General features: G+C 65.2%; 14 protein-coding genes. 10 read left to right on the top strand and 4 right to left on the bottom strand.

Going from position 1 to position 19,744, the window contains the following annotated elements; genetic code table 11:
- Positions 1-25: 25 nt before the first annotated feature.
- A complete protein-coding gene (locus SOM28_RS15640; RefSeq protein WP_123070248.1) occupies positions 26-520 on the bottom strand; it encodes an Hcp family type VI secretion system effector in 495 nt (164 codons plus the stop codon).
- Positions 521-725: 205 nt separating this feature from the next.
- Between SOM28_RS15640 and SOM28_RS15645 the strand changes: the two genes are divergently transcribed.
- Both SOM28_RS15645 and SOM28_RS15650 read left to right on the top strand, forming a co-directional pair.
- Positions 726-1,184: a glycoside hydrolase family protein gene (locus SOM28_RS15645; RefSeq protein WP_229414983.1), complete on the top strand. Its 459-nt coding sequence runs from the start codon at positions 726-728 to the stop codon at positions 1,182-1,184.
- Between the two features lie 10 nt (positions 1,185-1,194).
- On the top strand, positions 1,195-1,653 hold the full coding sequence (locus tag SOM28_RS15650; RefSeq protein ID WP_320468667.1) for a hypothetical protein: 459 nt from the start codon (positions 1,195-1,197) through the stop codon (positions 1,651-1,653).
- Positions 1,654-1,673: 20 nt separating this feature from the next.
- On the opposite strand, the gene SOM28_RS15655 is transcribed toward SOM28_RS15650, so the two are convergent.
- A complete protein-coding gene (locus SOM28_RS15655; protein ID WP_320468668.1) occupies positions 1,674-2,456 on the bottom strand; it encodes a MaoC family dehydratase in 783 nt (260 codons plus the stop codon).
- A gap of 204 nt (positions 2,457-2,660) precedes the next feature.
- On the opposite strand from SOM28_RS15655, the gene SOM28_RS15660 reads away from it, so the two are divergent.
- Together SOM28_RS15660 and SOM28_RS15665 are read left to right on the top strand one after the other, a co-directional pair.
- Positions 2,661-3,311 carry a hydrolase gene (locus tag SOM28_RS15660; protein WP_320468669.1) on the top strand — a complete coding sequence of 217 codons (651 nt, stop codon included), beginning with the start codon at positions 2,661-2,663 and terminating at the stop codon, positions 3,309-3,311.
- A gap of 57 nt (positions 3,312-3,368) precedes the next feature.
- Positions 3,369-3,674: a hypothetical protein gene (locus tag SOM28_RS15665; protein ID WP_320468670.1), complete on the top strand. Its 306-nt coding sequence runs from the start codon at positions 3,369-3,371 to the stop codon at positions 3,672-3,674.
- Here the strand turns inward: SOM28_RS15665 and cphA are convergent.
- Together cphA and SOM28_RS15675 are read right to left on the bottom strand one after the other, a co-directional pair.
- Positions 3,661-6,240, bottom strand: a complete 2,580-nt coding sequence (gene cphA / locus SOM28_RS15670) for a cyanophycin synthetase (protein ID WP_320468671.1) — start codon at positions 6,238-6,240, stop codon at positions 3,661-3,663. The two genes, SOM28_RS15665 and cphA, sit on opposite strands and share 14 nt — an antisense overlap.
- A 24-nt stretch (positions 6,241-6,264) precedes the next feature.
- Positions 6,265-8,433, bottom strand: a complete 2,169-nt coding sequence (locus SOM28_RS15675) for a cyanophycin synthetase (RefSeq protein ID WP_320468672.1) — start codon at positions 8,431-8,433, stop codon at positions 6,265-6,267.
- A 295-nt stretch (positions 8,434-8,728) separates the two neighbouring features.
- Between SOM28_RS15675 and SOM28_RS15680 the strand changes: the two genes are divergently transcribed.
- The 6 genes from SOM28_RS15680 (at position 8,729) to SOM28_RS15705 (ending at position 19,714) form a co-directional block, all read left to right on the top strand.
- Positions 8,729-11,008 carry a cyanophycin metabolism-associated ABC transporter gene (locus SOM28_RS15680; RefSeq protein ID WP_320468673.1) on the top strand — a complete coding sequence of 760 codons (2,280 nt, stop codon included), beginning with the start codon at positions 8,729-8,731 and terminating at the stop codon, positions 11,006-11,008.
- Positions 11,009-11,488: a cyanophycin metabolism-associated DUF1854 family protein gene (locus tag SOM28_RS15685; RefSeq protein WP_320468674.1), complete on the top strand. Its 480-nt coding sequence runs from the start codon at positions 11,009-11,011 to the stop codon at positions 11,486-11,488.
- 134 nt (positions 11,489-11,622) lie between these two features.
- Positions 11,623-12,159, top strand: a complete 537-nt coding sequence (locus tag SOM28_RS15690; protein WP_320468675.1) for a pyridoxamine 5'-phosphate oxidase family protein — start codon at positions 11,623-11,625, stop codon at positions 12,157-12,159.
- Positions 12,160-12,181: 22 nt separating this feature from the next.
- A complete protein-coding gene (locus tag SOM28_RS15695; RefSeq protein WP_123070239.1) occupies positions 12,182-13,429 on the top strand; it encodes a glycosyltransferase in 1,248 nt (415 codons plus the stop codon).
- A 78-nt stretch (positions 13,430-13,507) separates the two neighbouring features.
- The gene (gene uvrA, locus SOM28_RS15700; RefSeq protein WP_320468676.1) at positions 13,508-16,063 is read left to right on the top strand and encodes an excinuclease ABC subunit UvrA; all 2,556 of its coding nucleotides are present in this window, start codon (positions 13,508-13,510) and stop codon (positions 16,061-16,063) included.
- A gap of 171 nt (positions 16,064-16,234) precedes the next feature.
- On the top strand, positions 16,235-19,714 hold the full coding sequence (locus tag SOM28_RS15705; protein ID WP_123069786.1) for a response regulator: 3,480 nt from the start codon (positions 16,235-16,237) through the stop codon (positions 19,712-19,714).
- Positions 19,715-19,744: the final 30 nt, after the last annotated feature.

Below are 19,744 nucleotides of genomic sequence, written 5' to 3' on the forward strand. Positions count from 1 at the left end.
TGGCGATGAGGACACCATTAGCGGGTCAGGCCACGACTCTGTTTGCCGCCAAGTCCCATCCGCCAACGGTGCTGCCGCCTCCGCCGCCGCCGATTTTCTGCTGGGTGTAGCGCCATTTCACCCTGGAGAATTTGAGGCTGACGTGCTCGTCGAGAATGGTGCCGGGCTCGATTCCGGGCGCGATACCTCCGATGAGTACGTTTTCCAGTTCGATCTGGAAGTAACAGATGGGTTCGCCATTGCCGTCGGCGCGCATGAAGTCGAATTTTGCCTTGGGAATCGTCTTGCCCATGGCGCAGGTCTGCATCAGGATGGGTGAGGCCAGATCTGCGATCTTGGTAAATGATATTTCCTTCAACTCCGCGCGTTCCGCAGTGTGGCCCCCGCCGGTCGAAGCAGTTGCCGATCTTGGTTGAAGAATGCCCCAGTGCACGCTCGTGCACTCGATCCAGTCCCTGTGCTTGGCATCCTGCGACTCGCCCTTGATGCCGTCAATCTGCAGGTATACGTCGATGGCCACGTTTTGCTCCTCAATGTCAGGTACGGCTGCAATTATTCGCCAGCAGTAGCAAACGTCGCTTGTGGTCCCACAACAGACGAGCATGCTACGGCAGATAGATTGGGTCACTAGCGATTCTGCCGGAGGAGCTATGGGACAAGCAGCGAGCCGAGCAATTGTGGGGGCCAACGATCATTTGAGTATGAGCGGAGAGGCACGGAAAAGGATGCAACGGCTAGAGGTTGTTGTACTGAACTACTACGATGATATGGGGCCGGGAAAAGGTAACTGCACATGGGGGGCCGGTATCCTGGCGCATCGCGGGCCTTGTACCAAGGAAGAACTAGCGCGACCGGTTAGTCCGGCCGAGGCAGATGCCGAGTTTGCGCGCAGGGTCGCTTATATGGAACGTGTAGTGCGCCGGAGCGTCACCACTCAGGCCCTGACTCAGGCACAGTTCGACGCCCTGGTGAGTCTTGCATACAACGCTGGCGAGCGCGGTGCAGGCACGACTTTTGATCTGGTCGATAGCGGTGACTTCAAAGGAGCCGCTGCCAACATCTTGAAAATGACAAGAACGACGGTCAAGGGCAGGAAGGTCATTGCACGCGGTCTAGTGTACCGGCGAAGAGAGGAGGCGGCGCCATTCCTGGAAGCCGCTGAAGTGCAGTCCATCAAAGAGTGAGGATACTGCAATGTCATTTCTGAAGTTGGCTGCGCGTCCAAAGACGCTGTCCCGGGCGACGGTCTTCCTGATGATCGCGTGTGCATCGCACGTGGGCCGGGCTGATGTATCGAGCGATAGTAATGAGCTGGTGGGCACTTGGATACTTACAAAAGTCCTTGATTCTTCCGTAATCGCATCGATCGACGATGCAGAGGCCGCAAAGCTGGTGGGGAAGGCCCTGGTGATCGCGCCGGACAAGATAACAGTCGCGGGAGAAAGCTGCCGCAGGCCTCCCACATTCACACGCCATTACGAAGACGCCGCCCGATATATCCGGGAAACCGCGCACGCTCCAGTTGGCCGACTGGGTATTCCGACGACCGTGGAAGCAGTCGAGTTGTCGTGTACTGAGGCGCTCGTCAAGGGCTACAACAAGATTGTCGTGTATTGGAAGGGATTTTTCTTCGACGCGGTAAAGAAAGAGTGACCCTGGCGCGACGCGCACTACTATGAATACCTTCCTTCCATGGCGATACGTTCGCCGCACATGACCGTGAACTCGCCGTCGCTGCCACCTGCCTGCAAGGTGACGTGGGCGCCCAGCGCCACCGGCTGACGGAAGCGGCACCACACCGCAGCGATGTCCTGGCCAGTCGATGCCTGCTGTAGCGCGCAGGCCTTCGCCAGCGTGTGTGCGCCGTGGATGATCGGCGCGCGCATCCCCATCAGGCGCGCCGACCACCGCCACAGGTGGATCGGATTCCAGTCGCCCGACAAGGCCGCATAGCGCCGGCCGGCGTCAAGTGCGACGGTCCACCCTCCGAGTTCCTGTCCACGCGGTGGCTCGGGCGGCGGCGTATCGCGGCCCGAACGGCTTCCACGCCGGATCAGATAGGTGCTGTCGCAGGAAAATGCCAGCCGTTCGCCATCGAAGGCGCGCGTCTCCAGCACGGCGTGCAAGGCGCCGTTCGGGGCAGGGGGCGGCAGTTGCAAGGCGGTCGTCAGCGCCAATGGCGCGTCAGGCACGACCGGGCCGTGCATCGCCAGCCGGTTCTCGACATGGATCAGGCCTGGAATGCGGAACGGGATCGGGCAGGCCAGCATGGTCGCCAGCTGCGCGCGCTGCGCCAGCAGGTACAGGAAGGTGAGCGGAACGGTATCGCCTTTGAATCCAAACGCGGCGTTATAGCGGCGCAGGTGATCGGCATCGATCCGGTCGAGGCGCCAGGTGGCGCCGGCCTGGCCGGTCGACGCGCGCGCCGGACGCTTGAGCAGCGCCCGCAGCAGCATGGCTGCGCCAAAAGGGGGAAGCGAAGCTAGGGAAGATAGGGGCGGAGTGCTCATCGGCGCAGGATAACATTCCCCCCTCAGATCCTGACACAGCAAAATCAGTCTGCTAAGCGCAGGAACCGTCATTGTCGCTGGATCATCACGTTGCTACCTTATTGCTTCCCAAGCGCGCCCCGGCGCTTGGTCAATTTAAGGATAGACAAAATGAGCAAGAATGGACTCAACGCGCTCCTGCGCCCGGAAGACAGCATCGTCGTTCTCATCGACCACCAGCCATTCCAGTTCGCCTGCCTGAAAAGCCATGAGCCAACCATGATCATGAATAATGTGGTCGGCCTGGCCAAGGCAGCAAAAGTCTTCGATGTGCCGACGATCCTGACCACCGTGCTGGAAGAGCGCGGCGGTTATCTCATCAAGGAACTGCAGGCAGTCTTCCCTGAACAAAAGCCGATCGATCGCACCTTCATCAATACCTGGGAAGATTCGAAGGTGACCGACATCGTGAAAAAGAGCGGCCGCAAGCAGCTGGTGCTCGCCGGGTTGTACACCGAGATCTGCCTGGCGATGCCGGCGATCCAGGCCGCGGGCGAAGGCTACGACGTGTTCGTCGTCACCGACGCATCCGGCGGCGTCAGCGAGGAAGCGCACGACATGGCCGTGCGCCGCATGGTCGCAGCCGGCTGCACGCCGATCACCTGGTTTGCCATCGTGTCCGAGTGGCAGCGCGACTATGCGCGCGAGAGCACGCTTGAGGGCGTCACCAACATCATTTACGAAAACGGCGGCGCCGCCTCGGTGGCCCTGTCATGGGAAACCCAACTGCTCAGCGCCCCCCGCGCCAAGAATCAGGCCTGATCAGCGGCAGCGCGCCACGGTCGCGTGGCGCGCTGCCACGCCACACAGAGGAAAGCAATGCGACAGCAGGGTATCGTGGTGTTCGCCGACGCGTCGACGGGACGATTCGGCATGCGCCTGGCCGATGGCAGCCATGTGCTGGCCGAGCAGCTGGATGTCCAGCCGCTGCATGAGGGCGATGAATTCTACGGTTGGATGGACGCGCTTGGCGTGGAAGCACTGACCGCCGCCTCCGGGAACGGCGTCAGCGTCTTCGTCCTGGCGCATGGCCTGTCGCGCGAGGCCATCGAGAAGGAACTCGGGGTGACGATGCCGCCGCAACGTCACTGCCCTTTTTGCCGGCGACGACTCAGGCCGCTTTAGCCTGGGTCACGCGCCGCGTGATGTGCGCCAGCGCCGCATCGACCTGGTCGATCAGCACCAGGCACAGGTCGCCCTCGTCCAGGCGGTCGAGCGCGCGGTCGATGGCGACGAACTCGCCATCGATCTCTTCCACGTGTCCGGTGCGGGTGGCGCCGGCCAGGCCCGCGCGCAGCAGCGCGATCACTTCGCCGTCGGCGCGACCGCGCTGGCACTGGTCCTGGTACAGCAGCACGTCGTCGAATGACTTGCCGAGGATTTCGGTCTGCTGGCGGATGTCCTGGTCGCGGCGGTCGCCGGCGCCGCTGATCACCACCGAACGGCGCTTGGCCGGCATGCCTTCCACCGCATTGACCAGCGCGGCGATTGCGTCCGGATTGTGGCCGTAGTCGGCGATCACGGTCGCGCCGCGGTAGTCGAACACATTGAAACGGCCTGGCGCATTGTCGCTCTCGCCCACGAAGGTTTTCAGGCCCAGGCGGATCGCATCCCACGACGTGCCCACGCCCCAGGCGGCGGCCACCGACGCCATCACGTTCTCGACCTGGAAGCCCACCACGCCGCCACGGGTGATCGGCACTTCCTTCATATCGATGCGTTCGACGAACTGGCCCTGTGCGGCGACCAGGTGGCCTTCCTCGACGAAGACGACACGGCGGCCTTGGGCGCGATGCATCGCCATGACCGGATTGCCGACATCCTGGGCGAAGAAGGTGACTTCGCCGCGGGTCTTCTCGGCCATCGCCGCCACGGTCGGATCGGCGGCATTGAGCACCGCCATGCCGCCCACGGCCACGTTCTGCACGATCACGCGTTTCAGTACGGCCAGGTCTTCCAGCGTGGTGATGTAGTTCAGGCCCAGGTGGTCGCCGGCGCCGATATTGGTCACCACGGCCACTTGGCACTTGTCGAAGGCCAGGCCTTCGCGCAGCAGGCCGCCGCGCGCCGTTTCGAACACGGCGGCGTCGACGTCCGGGTGCAGCAGCACATTGCGCGCGCTGCGCGGACCGCTGCAGTCGCCGCTGTCGATGCGGCGGCCTTCGATGTAGACGCCGTCGGTATTGGTCATGCCGGTGCGCAGGCCCGAGGCGGTGAGCAGGTGCGCGATCAGGCGCACGGTGGTGGTCTTGCCGTTGGTGCCGGTCACAGCCACCACCGGGATGCGGCCATCGTCGCCATCCTTGAACAGGGTGTCCATGATCGCTTCGCCGATCGCGCGCGGTTTGCCGAACGATGGCGCCAGGTGCATGCGCAGGCCTGGCGCGGCATTGACTTCGACGATGCCGCCGCTCACGTCTTCGATCGGTTTCAATACGCTGTCGGCCACCAGGTCGACGCCGCAGATGTCCAGGCCGATCATGTGGGCGGCGGCGATCGCGCGCTCGGCCACTTCAGGGTGGACGTCGTCGGTCACATCGGTGGCGGTGCCGCCGGTCGACAGGTTGGCGTTGTTGCGCAAGACCACGCGCTGGCCCAGGCTCGGGACCGAGTCGGCGTTCATCCCTTGCTGCACCAGGGTGCCCAGGGCGATGTCGTCGAAGCGGATCTTGGTCAGCGAGGTCGCGTGGCCGTCGCCGCGGCGCGGGTCGCGGTTGACCGCATCGACCAGCTCGCGCACGGTGTGCTTGCCGTCGCCGATCACCTGCGGCGGTTCACGGCGCGCGGCAGCGACCATCTTGTCGCCGACCACCAGCAGGCGGTAGTCATGGCCGGGCAGGTAGCGCTCGACCAGGATGTCGTCGCGGAACTCGCTGGCTGCCTTGAAGCCGGCGTCGAGCTGTTCGCGGGTGGTGACGTTGACCGTCACGCCCTTGCCCTGGTTGCCGTCCTTCGGCTTGATCACGACCGGCAGGCCGATTTCCAGGGCCGCGGCCCAGGCATCGTCCGGGTCGACCACGCCGCGGCCTTGCGGCACCGGCACGCCGGCCGCGTCCAGCAGCTTCTTGGTCAGTTCCTTGTCCTGGGCGATCGATTCGGCGATGGCGCCGGTGGCGTCGATCTCGGCGGCCTGGATGCGGCGCTGGCGGCTGCCCCAGCCGAACATCACCATGCTGCCTTCGGTCATGCGGCGAAACGGGATGTTGCGGGCCACGGCGGCCTGCACGATCGAGCCGGTCGATGGGCCCAGGCGCACGTCTTCGTCGGTATCGCGCAGCTGCTTGAGCGCGGCGGCCAGGTCGAACGGGGTGTCGTCGCGGGCTGATTGGATCAGTTGCTGCGCCAGGTCCAGCGCCAGGCGGCCGACGTCTTCCTCGCTGTATTCGACCACGACCTGGTAGATGCCGGTTTCCAGGGTGGCGGTGGTGCGGCTGAAGGTCACCGGGCAGCCGGCTTCGGCCTGCAGGGTCAGCGCCACGAGTTCGAGCACGTGCGACAGCGGCACCGTGTCATCGTGGCCGAAGGGTTGCAGGGCGCCCATCTGCGGGAAGCGCACGCGCAGGCGCGATTCGAACCCATTCAAGGTGGCGATCGATTCTTCTTCCGGCGTGCACGTCACGATGGCCTCGACCGAAGTGTGATGGCTCCAGAGATTTGGGCCACGCAGGGCCCGTACGCGAGATACTTCCATAAACCGTCTTCCTTTATTAATGGATTACTTCTTCGGCGTCGCGTCGAAGGCGCGCAGGCCACCGCACAGCAGGTCGCTCGGCACGCCGAGGGCCCACGCGGCGGCCACTGCGGCCAGCACGTTCTCCGGATACTTCACGGTCGACGGCTTCATTGCCGCCAGCGCGATCAGCAGCGTCTCTTGCTCGCCCGCGGCCAGCACGATGCGGCCGTCGCGCGCGAACACCACGCGTTCGCCGTCCTGGCGGTGCGCGGCCAGGACAGGGTTGGTTTCGTCGGCCGCGTAATAGATCACGCTGCCGTCGCACAGCTCGGCCAGGCCGGCCACCTGTTCGTCGGCCACGTTCAGCACCGCCACGCCGTCCGGCAGGATCACGTCGACCTGGCTGCGGATCACGGTGCGCATCGCATCGGCATCGTGCACATGGAACTCGGCCACGTCCTCGATGCCGTTCATGTCGGTCACCACGCCCACCGCGCAGCGGTCGTAGGGCAGGCCGTCCTGCAGGATCGAGCGCGCGTTCGATTCGAACACGGCGGTTTCCACGTTGCGGTTGATCAGGATGCGCTGGGCCGCCTCGACGCCGGTCGAATCGCGATTGGAGATGGCGCGCGCGTTCAGGTACAGGCCTTCGCCGTTGGCGACGCCGACTTCCTTGCCCGTGATGTTGACCAGGCAGCCGACCAGGCGCGTGATCAGGCTGCAGCCCTTCGAGCCGGTCACGCCGACCACCGGGATGCGCGCCGTTTCGCCCTCGGCGAACAGGTGGTCGACGATGTCCTTGCCGACGTTGCGCGGAGTGCCGCTGGCCGGCTTCATGTGGGCCAGCAGGCCCGGGCTGGCATTGACTTCGATGATGGCGCCGCGCTGCTCTTCGAGGGGACGCGAGATGTCTTCGCACACCAGGTCGATGCCGGCGATGTCCAGGCCGACGATGCGCGCGGCGAGGGCGGCGGCGTGGGCGACGTCGGGGTGCACCAGGTCGGTCACGTCGTCGGCGACGTTGCCGTTCACCTGGATCAGCACTTTCTGGCCTTCAGGCGGGACGGAGTCGGGGCTCAAGCCCTGGCGCTGCAGCTGCAGCTGGTTCTCTTCGCTCTCGCGCGGCTTGACGGGGCTGAGGGGGAATTCCTCGCTCTCGCCGCGGCGCGGGTCGACGTTGATCTGGGTTTCGCACAGCTCGGCCACGTTCTGGCGGCCGTCGCCCGTCACCCAGACCGACTCGCCGCGCGCGGCAGCCACCATCTTGCGGCCGACCACCAGCAGGCGGTGTTCGTTGCCCGTGACGTAGCGCTCGACCAGGACCGACTTGCTCTCGCCCTCTTCGGAAGCGATCGTGTAGGCGGCCTTGACCTCAAGCTCGGTCAGCAGGTTGAGCGACACGCCGCGGCCGTGGTTGGCGTCGATCGGTTTCACGACCACCGGCAGGCCGATGTCTTGCGCTTCTTCCCATGCGTCCTCGGGGCTGCGTGCGATCGCGCCTTCCGGCACCGGCACGCCGCAGGAGGAGAGCAGCGACTTGGTCATGTCCTTGTCGCTGGCGATGCCTTCGGCGATCGCGCTGGTGCGGTCGGTTTCGGCGGTCCAGATGCGGCGCTGGGCGGCGCCGTAGCCGAGCTGCACCAGGTTGCCGTCGGTCAGGCGGATCGACGGGATGCGGCGGTCGGTGGCAGCGTCCACGATGTGGGCGGTGGACGGGCCCAGGCAGTGGCGGTCGACCATATCGGTCAGGCGCACCACTTCGCTGGAAAGGTCGAACGGCTCGTCGTTGATCGCGGCCATCATCAGGCGGTGGGCGACGTCGAGCGCGGCGCGGCCGACGGTCTCGTCGCGGGTGCGGAAGGCCATCTTGTAGATGGCGTGTTCGCCGGTCGAGCGGGTCTTGCCGAAGCCGGTCTTCATGCCGGCCAGGTTCTGCACCTCGAGCACGACGTGTTCGAGGATGTGGCCGGCCCAGGTGCCGTCGCGCAGGCGCTCCAGGAAGCCGCCGCGGTAGCCCACGCCGCAGTGGTGCTCGACCAGTCCGGGCAGCCAGGCGGTCAGGCGCTCGGTGAAGCCGGGAAGAAGGTTCGAGGGATAGTCTTCCAGCTCGCCGATGTCGAGCCAGGCCTCGAGGACCGGACGGTAGGTCCAGATATTCGGTCCGCGCAGATAGGTCACGCGCAGGAATTTGATGTCATTCTTCTTGGTCATGTAATCACTTTTGCCACCTGGCGCCTCTCTCGCGCTGGCGACTTGTCCTTGTCTGCCCGACTTCCAAAACGGTGCCGAAAGCGGCCGCGTACAAATCGACTCATGTACACTTGCCGGCCTGCTGCGCCGCAACATTCCTACTAACACGTTTCTCGTGTCATCCAAACGATACGCACAAACGTTCTAGCGCTCTGTGGAGCGTTTCACGCAACGGCGTAACGACGATCCTCGTGCATCGCCGAACCGGCGCCATGTCCACCCTTAGAGAACAAAAGCCTGTTATCGGGCGCAATACATGACAACTCAACAACCTGCTATTCCATCGTCGCTTGCCTTGGCCGCCAGTTCCGTACCTGAACGGTGGCAAAGTGACGTCGCGAAACAGCTTGCACCAGGGGAAAACGTTTTAAGCAGCGTGGAGGTTGACCTCGACGCGAAATTACATTTTTCAAAAGGCCTGGTACTGGTGACGAATCGCCGCCTGTTGGCGCGCGCGCCGGGCGAGACCGTCTGGCGCGACTGGCCGCACCGCGCCGGCACCGAACTGCGCCACCATGACCACGCCGGCGTCGGCCACCTGGAGCTGATCGACGACGGCGGGCTGCTGTCCGCCTGGCGCTTCACCCTGGGCCAGAACCTGCACGCGATTCGCGTCGCCGACGGTTTCCGCGACCAGGTCCAGAGCGTGGCCACGGGCGTGCCGGTGCAGGCGCCGGACCAGCATACTTGTCCAAGTTGCAAGGCGCCGCTCGAACCGGACCAGGAAGATTGCCCGATCTGCGAGAAAGTGCTGCATACGCCGCCGTCGACCTGGACCCTGTTCCGCCTGTGGCGCTTCGCCCAGCCCTATAAAGGGCAATTGTTGTTGGGATTCTTGCTGATGCTGGGTTCGACCGGCGCACACATGATTCCGCCGTACCTGACGATGCCGCTGCTGGACAATGTCCTGATTCCGTACCAGAACGGGCAGCAAATCGATACCAATCTGGTCTATATGTATATGGGCGGCCTGTTTGCGGCCGCGCTGCTGGCCTGGCTGCTGGGCTGGGCCAAGACGTATGTCCTGGCGCTGGCCTCCGAGCGCATCGGCGCCGACCTGCGCTCGACCACCTATGAACACCTGATGCGGCTGTCGCTGGAATTCTTCGGCGGCAAGCGCACTGGCGACCTGATGGCGCGCATCGGCAGCGGTTCGGACCGGATTTGCGTCTTCCTGTCGCTGCACTTGCTCGACTTTTTGTCGGACGTGCTGATGATCGTGATGACGGGCATTATCCTGTTCACGATTAATCCCTGGCTGGCGGTGGTGACCCTGCTGCCCCTGCCGTTCATTGCCTGGATGATCCACATCGTGCGCGACAAGCTGCGCACCGGCTTCGAAAAAATCGACCGCGTCTGGGGCGAGGTGACCAATGTGCTGGCCGATACCATTCCCGGCATCCGGGTGGTCAAGGCCTTTGCCCAGGAAAAGCGCGAAGCGGCCCGTTTCCGCGAAGCCAACAAGCACAATCTTGCGGTCAACGACAAGCTGAACCGGGTGTGGTCGCTGTTCTCGCCGACGGTGTCCTTCCTGACGGAATTGGGCCTGCTCGTGATCTGGTGCTTCGGCATCTGGCAGGTGTCGCGCGGCGACATCACGGTCGGTACCCTGTCGGCCTTCATCGCCTATAGCGGCCGTTTCTATGTGCGCCTGGATTCGATGAGCCGCATCGTCTCGGTGACGCAAAAATCGGCCTCGGCCGCCAAGCGCATCTTCGACATCCTCGACCACGTCTCGAGCGTGCCGGACCCGGTCAACCCGGTGAAGGTCGACAAGATCGAGGGCAATATCGAACTGCGCGAAGTCGGTTTCCGTTACGGCAATCGCGCGGTCAACCGCGGCATCTCGCTCAAGATCAAGGCCGGCGAGATGGTGGGCCTGGTCGGCCACAGCGGCTCGGGCAAGAGCACGCTGGTCAACCTGATCTGCCGCTTCTACGACGTGGCCGAAGGCGCGATCCTGCTCGACGGCCAGGACATCCGCTCGTTTGCCGTGGCGGACTACCGCCGCAATATCGGCCTGGTGCTGCAGGAACCTTTCCTGTTCTTTGGCACGATTGCCGACAACATCGCCTATGGCAAACCGAACGCCACGCGCGAAGAGATCATTGCGTCGGCGCGCGCCGCCCACGCCCACGAATTCATCCTGCGCCTGCCGCAGGGCTACGATTCGATGGTCGGCGAGCGCGGCCAGGGCCTGTCGGGCGGCGAGCGCCAGCGCATCTCGATCGCGCGCGCCTTGTTGATCGATCCGCCGATCCTGATCCTGGACGAAGCGACCTCGTCGGTGGACTCGGAAACCGAAAAAGAAATCCAGAAAGCGCTCGACAATCTCGTGCAGGGCCGCACCACGATCGCCATCGCGCACCGCCTGTCGACCCTGCACCGGGCGGATCGCCTGGTGGTGCTGGACCGCGGCGTGGTGGTCGAGGAAGGCAATCACGACGAGCTGATGGCGCGCGAAGGCGCTTACCACCGACTCTACGAAGCGCAGGCGCGCAACGTGGACCAGGATCTGGACGACAAGGACGCATAAATGACGAGCATTCCGACTATCCCCTTCCAGCTGCGCCGCGACAGCTTCGGCAAACTCATCATTACACTGGAAAACGGCGAGGAATGGGTCGGCGTGACGCCGGTGCGCGCCTTTCCGATCCAGGCCCCGACCAAGGGGATCTCGCTGGTACGCGACGGCGGCAAGGAAGTTGCCTGGATCGACGACCTGGCCGACATGCCGGACACCATCCGCACCCTGATCCGCGAGGAAATCGAGGGCCGCGAGTTCATTCCCGAGATCCTGGCGATCAAGGACGTGTCGAGCTTCGCCACGCCCTGCACCTGGACCGTGCAGACCGACCGTGGCGACACCGCCTTCGTGCTCAAGGTCGACGAAGACATCCGCCGGATCGGCGACGCCTCGCTGCTGATCGCGGATAACCACGGCATCAACTTCCTGGTGCGCGATATGTTCAAGATCGACAAGCACAGCCGCAAGATCCTCGACCGCTTCCTGTAAATCTCCTGTGAACCTGTGTTGAACCGGGCGCCGGGCAATTCGATTGTCCAGCGTTCGGCCACCCACATACCGGCGCTAGCGATCCGGTTACAGTCTTCTCATCGGCCACATGGCCATCCTCTCAGGAGAAGACTATGGATTCCATCAACCGCAATCAAACCGAAGAAAACCGCCGCGACCTGGCCGGCATCGACGCCATCGAGCGCATCAAGGACATGATCGACGACGCCGATTCGTGCTTCTTCTGCACCGGCAACGGTCAAGGTCCAAGCCGCGGCGTGCGCCCGATGAGCGTGCGCGAGACCGACGATGCGGGCGCCATCTGGTTCCTCAGCAGCATCGACAGCCACAAGAACCAGGAATTGCAGGCCAATCCAACCGTCAAACTGTTCTTCCAGTCGGGCAAGCATTCCGGATTCCTGGAACTGGACGGCCACGCCGAGGTCTCGCAAGACAAGGCGCGCATCAAGCAGTTGTGGAACTCGATGCTCAAGACCTGGTTTACCGGGGGCCAGGACGATCCGCGCATCACCGTCATCAAGGTCACGCCCAAGGCCGGCTATTACTGGGACAACAAGCATGGCGACGCGGTAGCTGGCGTCAAGGTCGCGGTTGGCGCGGTGATCGGCAAGACGCTCGACGATTCGATCGAAGGTACACTGTCCTTCTGACAGAGATAGAGGGGGCAGGCGGGTGCATTTCATCCTGGCGACGATCGGCTCGGCCGGCGACCTGTTTCCCTTCCTCTGGATCGGCCGCGCACTGCGTGAGCGCGGCAACCGGGTCGATTTCCTGGGACCGGAACAGCATGCGCAATACGTCGAGGCAGCCGGGCTCACGTTCCACGGCTTGCCGGCCGATATGGCGGTACTCGACCATCCTGACCTGTGGCACGCCACCCGCGGCCTGGCCGTGGTGTGGGAAGCGACGCGGCCGGCGATGGCGCAGCTGCCGCGCGTGGTCGAAGCGCTTGCCCGCAAACAGCCGAACGAGCGGCGCGTGCTGCTGGTCCATCCGCTGGCGCTGCCCGAGGCCGACCTGTGCCGCCACGCCTGTCCCGGCCTGAAAATCGCGGCGGCCTGGCTGGCGCCGTCCAATCTGCCGACCGTGCACGACCCGCTGCTGCTCGGCCCCTGGCCGGTGCCGGCCTGGGTGCCGCATGGTGCGCGCCGCTGGCTGTGGCGCGCATTGGCGGCGCGCTTCGTCGATCCGGTAGCCTTGCCCGACCTGAATGCGGCGCGCGTGGCGCGCGGCTTGCCGCAGGTGGGCAGTATGGTCGACTACATTCCTTCCATTCCCGACCTGTCGCTGGCATTGTTCCCCGACTGGTTCGCCGCGCCGCCGCCGGATTGGCCGCGGCCGCTGTACCAGGCTGATTTCCCGCTCTACGATCCCGATCCGAATGCCGCACCGAGCGCCGGGCTGCGCGCCTTCCTCGATGGCGGCGCGCCGCCGGTCGTGTTCACGCCCGGCACCGGCAATCGCCAGGCGCGCGCCTATTTCGAGGCGGCGGCGCAGGCGGTGGCTGAACTCGACCTGCGCGCGATATTCCTGACGCCGCATGCCGAACAGTTGCCGGCCACGCTGCCGCCGAGCGTGTGCTGGCAGGACTACGTCCCGCTGAAGGCCTTGCTGCCCCACGTCGCGGCCCTGGTCCACCACGGCGGCATCGGCACCACGGCCGAAGCCTTGCGGGCCTGTACGCCGCAATTGATCGTGCCGCTGGCGCACGACCAGTTCGACAACGCGGCGCGGGTGGTGGCAATGGGGGCCGGCGCCAGCCTGCATGCGGCGCGCGTCACGCCGGCGCGCATGGCGAAGGCCTTGCAAGAGGTGGTCGGGAACACGCAGGTCGCGGCGCGCAGCGCCGGGCTCGCCGCGCGGTTCGCGGGGCAGGGCGGCGTCGATGGGGCGTGTGCACGCCTGGAAACCCTGGCTTGACCGCACTGTTGGCAAGCGCACCGACGTCGGGCGCCTGCAGGCGTCCAATGGGGCATTCTCGATAATGCCGGAGGGCAGATGCCCAGCAAAACTTCCAACAAGAAAAGTACGGCCAAAAACATGGCCGAAGATGGCTACGTCCACGTGCGCGGCGCGCGCGAACACAATCTGAAAAACGTCGACCTCGATATCCCGCGCGGGAAGCTGGTGGTGTTCACCGGCGTCTCCGGCTCCGGCAAATCCTCGCTGGCCTTCGGCACCCTGTACGCCGAAGCCCAGCGGCGCTACCTGGAATCGGTCTCGCCCTATGCGCGCCGCCTGTTCCACCAGATGCCGGTGCCCGAGGTCGATGAGATCGAAGGCTTGCCGCCGGCCGTCGCCCTGCAGCAGCAGCGCGGAACGCCGACCGCGCGCTCCTCGGTCGGCAGCGTCAGCACCTTGTCGAATTCCTTGCGCATGCTCTACTCGCGTGCCGGCGACTATCCGAAAGGGCAGGAGCTGCTGTATGCCGAATCGTTCTCGCCCAACACCCCGCAAGGCGCCTGTCCGCGCTGCTCGGGCCTGGGCCGCATCTACGACGTGACCGAACACTCGATGGTGCCGGACGACAGCCTGACGATCCGCGAGCGGGCGATCGCCGCCTGGCCGCCAGCCTGGCATGGCCAGAACCTGCGCGACATCCTGGTCACCCTCGGCTACGACGTCGACACCCCATGGCGCGAGCTGCCGAAGAAGGACCGCGACTGGATCCTGTACACGGACGAAAGCCCGACCGTGCCGGTGTATGCCGGCTTCACGCCGAAGGAGACCAAGGCAGCCCTCAAACGCAAGGAAACGCCCAGCTATCAGGGCACCTTCACCGGCGTGCGGCGCTACGTGATGCAGACCTTCGCCAACACTGAAAGCGCCTCGATGAAGAAGCGCGTGGCGCGCTATATGGTCAGCAGCGCCTGTCCGGAATGCGAAGGCAAGCGCCTGCGGCGCGAATCGCTGTCGGTCACCTTTGCCGGTCACGACATCGCCGAGATCTCGCGCCTGCCGCTGGCGCGGCTGGCCGAACTGCTCGAGCCCTACGCCGCGGGCAAGGACAAGGATGAGGACAAGCGTCAGCTGCACAACGAGCAGCTGATCGTACGGCGCCGCATCGCCGCCGACCTGGCCGCGCGCCTGGAGGTGCTGCTGGCGCTGGGCCTGGGCTACCTGGCGCTGGAACGCAGCACGCCGACCCTGTCGCCGGGCGAGTTGCAGCGCCTGCGCCTGGCCACGCAAGTGCGATCGAGCCTGTTCGGCGTCGTGTACGTGCTGGATGAACCGTCGAGCGGCCTGCATCCGGCCGACACCGAAGCCCTGCTCGACGCGCTGGCCCAGCTGAAGGCGGCCGGCAACTCGCTGTTCGTGGTCGAGCACGCGCTGGACGTGATCCGCCAGGCCGACTGGCTGGTCGACGTCGGCCCGCTGGCCGGCGAGCGCGGCGGCCAGGTGCTATATAGCGGCGTGCCGGAAGGGCTGCGCAAGATCGAGGCGTCGCAGACCCGGCGCTACCTGTTCGACGAAGCGCCGCCGCCACAGCGCACGCCGCGTGAGCCGAGCGGCTGGCTCAAGCTTGCGGGCGTCCACCGCAATAACCTGAACGACCTGGAAGTCGCTTTCCCGCTCGGCGTGCTGACGAGCGTGACCGGCGTGTCGGGCTCCGGCAAGTCGAGCCTGGTGAGTCAGGTGCTGGTCGAACTGGTGAGCCAGGCCCTGGGGCAGGGCGGCGCGGCGCAGGAAGAGCAGCCGGACGAGCCGGACCTGGAACGCGACGAGGAACTGCCGTTGGCCGGCCACATCGTGTCCGGCATGGAGGGCGTGCGGCGCCTGGTGCGGGTCGACCAGAAACCGATCGGCCGCACGCCGCGCTCGAACCTGGCGACCTACACCGGCCTGTTCGACCAGGTCAGAAAGCTGTTTGCCGCGACCAAGGATGCGAAGAAGCGCCGCTACGATGCCGGCCGCTTCTCGTTCAACGTCGCCAAGGGCCGCTGCGAGCATTGCGCCGGCGAGGGCTTCGTGATGGTCGAGCTGCTGTTCCTGCCCAGCGTCTACGCGCCATGCCCGACCTGCGAAGGGGCGCGCTACAACGCCGAGACGCTGGAGGTGACTTATCGGGGCAAGAACATCGCCGAAGTGCTGGGCATGACGGTGGGCGAGGCGATCGATTTCTTCAAGGACGAAGGCGCCGTCGAGCGCTCGCTGGAAGTGCTCAATGAGGTCGGCCTGGACTACCTGCGCCTGGGCCAGCCGGCCACCGAGCTGTCTGGGGGCGAGGCGCAGCGCATCAAGCTGGCCTCCGAACTGCAGCGCGCCACGCGCGGCGATGCGCTGTACGTACTGGACGAGCCGACCACCGGCCTGCACCCGGTCGACGCCGACCGCCTGATGGTGCAGCTGAACCGCCTGGTCGATGCCGGCAACACCGTGATCGTGGTCGAGCACACGATGCGGGTGGTGGCCGGCAGCGATTGGGTGATCGACGTCGGCCCCGGCGCCGGCGACGAAGGCGGTTCGGTGGTTGCGTCCGGCCCGCCCCAGGATGTCGCGCGCAACAAGAAAAGTCGCACTGCGCGCTACCTGGCGGCGCAGATGGTTGAGTAAAAGTCAGGAAAGCGGGCGTGCCGAGCGGTGCGCCCAATTTATGTCTACTTTGATAAGATCGTTCCTTCGCCAGCCGGAACGTGCTTGCGCACGACCGTGCCGCTTTGGTGTGCGCGAAATTTCACACTTGCGTTACACTTAGGATATTTTTTTTCTATCAAAACAACAGGCATGGCCGGTCCAACCATCGAAAACAGCGAGTTTCGCCGCATCCTCTCCCGCAATGTCGCGCTGCCTTTAGGCATGAGCATTGTTAGTGCGATTGTGTTTGTGGGCATCATTGCCTACCTGATCAACAGCCTGACCTGGGTCGAGCATTCCCAGAAGGTCATCGGGGGCGCCCATGAAATCCGCAAGCTGTCGGCCGAGATGGAATCGGGCATGCGCGGCTACCTGCTGGCGGGTGACGAGGAATTCCTGTCGCCTTACGTCCTGTCCAGGCAACGCATGTCGTCCAGCCTCGAATCGCTCAGCGAACTGGTCGCCGACAATATCGCCCAAGCCGAGCGCCTGACCCGCATCACCCAGATCCAGAAGCAGTGGGAAGCCTTCGCCCAGGAGATGATCGACCGCCGCCGGGCCAATGACCTAAGCTATCTCGATGCCGTGAGAAGCGGCCGCGGCAAGTCGCTGACCGACGAGATGCGGCGCAACTTCGACCTGGTGCTGGCATCCGAGATGCGCCTGCTGCAGGAGCGCAGCGACAGCGCGCGCAGCACCACCTTCTGGTCGGTGGCCGCCTTCCTGATCCTCTCCGCGATCGTCGGCGGCAGCCTGGCCGCCTTCGGCCGGCGCCAGCTGGTGCGCCTGTCCGACACCTATAACGAGGTGCTGGGGCATGAGGCCGAGCACAATGAAAAGCTGCGCCACCAGGACTGGCTGCGCAGCGGCCAGAACGAACTGAATGTGCGCAGCGCCGGCCAGATCAACCTGGAACCGCTGGCCGAGGCCGTGCTGCCTTATGTGGTCAAGTACCTAGATGGCGTGATCGGCGCCATGTACGTGCGCAGCGAAGATGGCGCCATGCGCCGCATCGGTGCCTACGGCTTCAAGCACACGGACACCGAACGCGCCGAGATCATCGCGCCCGGCAGCACGCTGGCCAGCAAGGCCGCCGAAGAAAACCGCCTGATGGTGCTCGACCAGCTGCCGCCCGACTATATCAAGGTCAGTTCGAGCCTGGGCGACACGCCGCCGCGCGCCCTGGTCATCGCGCCGTTCCATAACCACGGCAAGGTCAAGGGCGTGTTCGAGATCGCCTTCCTGCGTCCGGTGGAGCAGCGCGACCGCGAGTTCCTGGGCTTTATCGCGCAGTCGGTGGGCGCCGCCATGGCCGCGGTGCTGTACCGCCAGCGCCTGCAGGACGCGCTGGAAGAAAGCCAGACCCTGAACGAGGAATTGCAGGTCCAGCAGGAAGAGCTGCGCACCGCCAACGAAGAGCTGGAAGAACAGTCGCGCGCGCTGGAAGAGTCGCAGTCGGCGCTGGAAAACCAGCAGGCCGAGCTGCGCACCACCAACGACCAGCTGGCCGAGCAGGCGCTGAGCCTGGACATGAAGAATTCGGCCCTGCAATCGGCCCAGGAGCAGCTGCACCAGCGCGCGGTCGAACTCGAAAGCGCGAGCCGCTACAAGTCCGAGTTCCTGGCCAATATGTCGCACGAGCTGCGCACGCCGCTGAACAGCTCCCTGATCCTGGCCAAGCTGCTGTCCGATAACAGCGGCGGCAATCTCTCCGACGAGCAGGTGCGCTTCGCCCAGACGATCTACTCGGCCGGCAACGACCTTCTGCAGCTGATCAACGACATCCTCGACATCTCGAAAGTGGAGGCGGGCAAGCTGGAGCTGGTGCCGGAAGACGTGCCGGTGCGGCGCGTGGTCGAGGGCCTGGCGCGCACCTTCGAGCCGCTGGCGCGCCAGAAGCAGCTCGAGTTCAAGATCGCCGTCGATCCGGGCGTGCCGGCCAGCCTGCACACCGACCGCCAGCGCATGGAGCAGATCCTCAAGAACCTGCTGTCGAATGCCGTGAAGTTCACCGAAGTCGGCTCGGTCAGCTTTACCGTGTCGACCACGCCCGAGGGCGACATCGCCTTCCGCGTGCAGGACACCGGCATCGGCATCGCGGCCGACCAGCAGGACAAGATCTTCGACGCCTTCCACCAGGCCGACGGCACCACCAGCCGCCGTTTCGGCGGCACCGGCCTGGGCCTGTCGATCACGCGCGACCTGACCCGCCTGCTGGGCGGCAGCGTGGCCGTGTCGAGCGCGCCGAACGAGGGCAGCGTGTTCACCCTGGTGCTGCCGCGCGGGATCCCGGCAGTGCCATCGCCGGCCGAACCGCCGGCGATGATGGCGCAGCTCCCGCATTACACGCCGGCGCCCGTTGCGGCGCCGACCGCTCCGACGCCCGCGGCCAGCGCGGAACCGATCAACAGCTTCCCGGACGACCGCGACAAACCGGCCGGCGGCCGCCGCACCGTGCTGGTGGTGGAGGACGAGGCGCCGTTCGCGCGCATCCTGTACGACCTGGCGCACGAACTCGATTACCGCTGCCTGGTGGCGATGAGCGCCGACGAGGGCCTGGCGCTGGCCGTCAGCCAGCGTCCGGACGCCGTGCTGCTGGACGTGCGCCTGCCGGACCGCTCGGGCCTGACCGTGCTGCAGCAACTGAAGGACAATCCGTCGACCCGCCACATCCCGGTGCACGTCATCTCGAGCATCGAGAACGGCGGCGAAGCCCTGCACCTGGGCGCCATCGGCTATGCATTGAAGCCGACCAGCCGCGAAGAACTGGAAGACGTGTTCCGCAAGCTGCAGGAAAAATCGAGCCAGAAGATCAAGCGCGTGCTGCTGGTCGAGGACGACGAGCGCCAGCGCGAGAGTGTGGTGGCCCTGATCGCCGACGACGACGTCGAGATCGCGGCCGTGGGCACCGCCAGCGAGGCGCTGACCCACCTGAAGAACGAAGTCTTCGACTGCATGATCATCGACCTCAAGCTGCCCGATATGCAGGGCGGCGAGCTGCTCGAGCGCATGTCGCATGAAGAGCTGTGCTCCTTCCCGCCGGTGATCGTGTACACCGGCCGCAACCTGACGCGCGACGAAGAGGCGGAGCTGCTGCGCTATTCGCGCTCGATCATCATCAAGGGCGCGCGCTCGCCCGAGCGCCTGCTGGACGAAGTGACGCTGTTCCTGCACAAGGTGGAATCCGAGCTGTCGACCGAGCGCCAGAGCATGCTCAAGGCGGTGCGCGGACGTGACCGTGTGTTCGAAGGCCGCACCATCCTGCTGGTCGACGACGACGTGCGCAATGTGTTCGCATTGACGTCGGCGCTGGAGCAGCGCGGCGCCAAGATCGAAGTCGGCCGGAACGGTTTTGAAGCAATAGCGAAACTGGATGAAGTGCCGGGGATCGACCTGGTGCTGATGGATATCATGATGCCGGGCATGGATGGCCTGGAAGCGACGCGCCGCATTCGCGCCGACGGCCGCTTCGACCGCCTGCCGATCATCGCCATCACCGCCAAGGCCATGAAGGACGACCAGGAACAGTGCCTGGCCGCCGGCGCCAACGATTACCTGGCCAAACCGATTGACCTCTCCCGCCTGTACTCGCTGCTGCGAGTCTGGATGCCTACCCTGGAGCGAATTTGAGCCAACCCCCGAGCGACTTCGACATCGAGC

This window comes from Massilia sp. CFBP9026 (assembly GCF_034045165.1).
Classification (GTDB): domain Bacteria; phylum Pseudomonadota; class Gammaproteobacteria; order Burkholderiales; family Burkholderiaceae_D; genus Telluria; species Telluria arenae.

Excerpts from the sequence above, each read along its gene's own strand:
- SOM28_RS15675 (WP_320468672.1), bottom strand. The coding sequence starts at position 8,433 with ATGACCAAGAAGAATGACATCAAATTCCTGCGCGTGACCTATCTGCGC.
- SOM28_RS15690 (WP_320468675.1), top strand. The coding sequence starts at position 11,623 with ATGGATTCCATCAACCGCAATCAAACCGAAGAAAACCGCCGCGACCTG.
- cphA (WP_320468671.1), bottom strand. The coding sequence starts at position 6,240 with ATGGAAGTATCTCGCGTACGGGCCCTGCGTGGCCCAAATCTCTGGAGC.
- SOM28_RS15660 (WP_320468669.1), top strand. The coding sequence starts at position 2,661 with ATGAGCAAGAATGGACTCAACGCGCTCCTGCGCCCGGAAGACAGCATC.
- SOM28_RS15705 (WP_123069786.1), top strand. The coding sequence starts at position 16,235 with ATGGCCGGTCCAACCATCGAAAACAGCGAGTTTCGCCGCATCCTCTCC.
- SOM28_RS15655 (WP_320468668.1), bottom strand. The coding sequence starts at position 2,456 with ATGCTGCTGCGGGCGCTGCTCAAGCGTCCGGCGCGCGCGTCGACCGGC.
- SOM28_RS15650 (WP_320468667.1), top strand. The coding sequence starts at position 1,195 with ATGTCATTTCTGAAGTTGGCTGCGCGTCCAAAGACGCTGTCCCGGGCG.
- SOM28_RS15685 (WP_320468674.1), top strand. The coding sequence starts at position 11,009 with ATGACGAGCATTCCGACTATCCCCTTCCAGCTGCGCCGCGACAGCTTC.
- SOM28_RS15665 (WP_320468670.1), top strand. The coding sequence starts at position 3,369 with ATGCGACAGCAGGGTATCGTGGTGTTCGCCGACGCGTCGACGGGACGA.
- SOM28_RS15645 (WP_229414983.1), top strand. The coding sequence starts at position 726 with ATGCAACGGCTAGAGGTTGTTGTACTGAACTACTACGATGATATGGGG.
- SOM28_RS15680 (WP_320468673.1), top strand. The coding sequence starts at position 8,729 with ATGACAACTCAACAACCTGCTATTCCATCGTCGCTTGCCTTGGCCGCC.
- uvrA (WP_320468676.1), top strand. The coding sequence starts at position 13,508 with ATGCCCAGCAAAACTTCCAACAAGAAAAGTACGGCCAAAAACATGGCC.